Below are 3,070 nucleotides of genomic sequence, written 5' to 3' on the forward strand. Positions count from 1 at the left end.
GACCGGGAGAATTATTTGGTGTAGTACTTATAAGGTACTGTGTAGGGATAATTTTGTGCACAGATGTTTTTCTAAGTACTATGGCGATCATATACCTGATTTTATACCTTCTCTTCCTAACATTAAAGTATTGTCCGATTCTCCTGGCGGTGGTGTAGAGACGTTAACTGGAGATAGTTTGCTGAGTTTTTTGTCGAGACTGGATTCTGCTATCCGCGGTAGGGCAGAGTGTATTTTTAGCTCTATTTGGCGTGAAGTATTTGGTGGCATTTCTGTTGCTCTAGAAGGGGAGTCTTTGGATGCTGTTAGTTGTGAAGATTTTATTGCTGTTCTCGACATTGCTGGTATTCCCTTAATAGCATTGTCTTCAACATCGAATTTGAAAGCACGATGTTCCAGAACAAAGACAAATAGTGAGGATGTTGATAAGTGTCAAGCATCAGGAGATGGATCTTCTTCTGCTCCTACTACAGAAGGAACAGAAAGAAGATACGCGAGTAGCAGTAGTGTTCCTGTTCATGTTTCCACTTACTCTGAGACAGGGATTGTTTGTACTACTGTTAGGGAGAGAAGGTATAAAATCAGGTATATGATCGCCATAGTACTTAGAAAAACATCTGTGCACAAAATTATCCCTACACAGTACCTTATAAGTACTACACCAAATAATTCTCCCGGTCTCCGTAAGTTTATCACTCGCGTTTGATGGAAGTTGTTCGCTTAACTTACTCTTGTAAGGAACTCCAGCTGATTCAACAGCTCTCGAAATGAGATCACTAATTATTTGAGCACTATCAGGATGTAGCTTAACTCCCAGCAAATCAGAAACATCCTGATCAGCAATAATGGCTGGAGAAGAAACAGCAGCAGTACCAGATCTGGAGGTAGAAGCTTTGTCTATATCATCACAAGTGCTCAACCCACCACCCACAGTGGTGGCCGAAATAGTAACAGCAGAAGCCTCAACTTGCTGCAAACCAACACTAGAAACATCACTCTGTACAACGCACCCTTTACCATCACCATCACTCTCTGAGGGACCACTAAAAGTAGCAGCAACACCAGTCACAGGTAAGGGATACATAACAAATCCTCTATTTGTTGCTATTATTATTCATTTATTATTTTTACTACCAACTCACACACCAACATTGCATAAAAGCTACAGAAGAGGAATGGGTACAGTCCCTCAAAGAAACTCACAAAACACCACGAACAGGATCAAAAGCAAAGCACCATCACCATTGTATACAAATCCAAGAAACGGCACTCACATACAAAATTATACAAAAAGTGGCAGTTCACATGCACAAAGACATAAAACGCTACTAACATGACATGCTATCTTGTATATAACTTAAAAAAAGCAAATAAATATTTATACCGATAATATAACAATTAATTATACAAATGCAGCATTAATATATAACGAATTAATTAATAATTATTTAACTTGATAAACGTTAAACGTGCATTAATAAAGTTAAAATTTAACAACCTATTTGACCATCACTTACGTTTATCATATTTTAACACCCTACCGTCAACCACTAGCAAAAATCACAGAAGAGAGAAGTAGTAATGGCCACAGTAACCGCAAATAAACGCGCATAACACCACAAACAGGACCAGAAGCAAAACTCTACATCATCACTTTTGTATCTCAATTCATGAAATAAACCCACATCCAAAGGTATTAATTTTAATGTGCAAAGGCAAAAATCACTGATTGCAAGCAATGAGTGCCCTGTATTTGTGTAAAAAATAACACGATAAATTAAGTACCTACAAAGTATCAGATGAAAGCCAACCAATACAAAATACAACAAATAAGCCACGTGCCTGCACAACTTATATGGAACAATCTATCGTGTCTCAAAAATCAAAACTAGCATGGGTATTTTAAAATATAGCCTGTGTTACTTAAAGCACAGATTCCATTAATTCAATAAAAAAAGAAAAAAACCAGCCTACATTAAATGTCACACAGTACCTACATTTGGTGCAAAAACCATAAAAACTTAACGATCATGTATGACATGCAGTATAAGTATATCTCTTGGTATACAATTTTGTTACGAATGATATTTAGTTAAATTAGAATAAATTACTTATAAAACAAAAACTCACAAATTAAGAACAATGTTCTTCGTAAATGACATGAAATTTATTTTTAATTTCATAAGTATCCCTAATTACTGCTTAATCCACAGGCGCATAAAAAGGTCCAGAAGAGACACCATCACTACTCTCGTAGGCACATCGAAATGCCCATAAAAATTGCACAATAAATGATTTCCTGGTGATCCATAAAAATAACTAGAAGAACTACTACTAAGCTGCCGTAGAAAATTCTCACTCCTACTCAGAAACAATGCCTTCCTCAGTTAATCAAACTTCCCTAATCAATAGATGTTACTATAGAATATGAGGAAACGTCGGCATCTAAACCTGATTCAGATAAATATGAAGATAAACATGAAGATGAAAATGCCGGTAAAATCGAAGGTGAAGAAGGAGGAGAAGAGAAATCATCAGCAGCTACTCCCAACTCAGATGGAGGTAAAGATAGATGTGCAGATAAAAGCAAAGGAGCAGGAAAAAACGAAGATGAAGGTTCAACAACAGATAACTCATCTTTGAAAACTTCCAAATCAGAAGCAACACCTTCCAAAGTTGAGACTAAAACATCACCACCAGTAGTATCAGTCACAAATACGCTACCAGGTTGATCAGAAATAGTCGACACAACAATTTGCGGAACAGGCTCAGTAGTGGGAGGCAAAGAATATTTATTATTCTCGGATGAGGTTACAATAGAGACAGCTAACGCAACAACAGACTCAGTATTACCTCTGCTCTCAATAAATGAAATAACCCTCACACAAACTCAAAAAGTCCACATAGACAAATCCAAAATCGAGACACAACTCTCGGCCGCGATGGTAGCTTGATACAACTTAAAAAAACAAACATTCACATTCAACAAATAGCAATTAATTGTATGGATATAAAAAAAGTATTAATGCATAGCGCATCAATTGATCATTATTTACTGAAAAAATAAACA

Annotated in this window: 3 protein-coding genes; 2 read left to right on the forward strand and 1 reads right to left on the reverse strand. The window is 36.4% G+C overall.

Annotated features, from left to right (window positions below; genetic code table 11):
• The coding region (locus A6733_RS08625; protein ID WP_242641575.1) for a hypothetical protein at nt 1-706 on the forward strand (706 nt) is incomplete at its 5' end.
• 139 nt (nt 707-845) lie between these two features.
• A complete protein-coding gene (locus tag A6733_RS08630) occupies nt 846-1,337 on the forward strand; it encodes a hypothetical protein (protein WP_176696178.1) in 492 nt (163 codons plus the stop codon).
• Between the two features lie 1,064 nt (nt 1,338-2,401).
• Here A6733_RS08630 and A6733_RS00285 read toward each other — a convergent pair.
• Complete coding sequence (locus tag A6733_RS00285; RefSeq protein ID WP_092411267.1) at nt 2,402-2,884, reverse strand: hypothetical protein; 483 nt, start codon at nt 2,882-2,884, stop codon at nt 2,402-2,404.
• Nucleotides 2,885-3,070: the final 186 nt, after the last annotated feature.

The organism is Candidatus Ichthyocystis sparus (genome assembly GCF_900078745.1).
GTDB lineage: Bacteria > Pseudomonadota > Gammaproteobacteria > Burkholderiales > 2013Ark19i > Ichthyocystis > Ichthyocystis sparus.

Coding starts and splice junctions, on each gene's coding strand:
- A6733_RS08630 (WP_176696178.1), top strand. CDS start 846: ATGGCTGGAGAAGAAACAGCAGCAGTACCAGATCTGGAGGTAGAAGCT.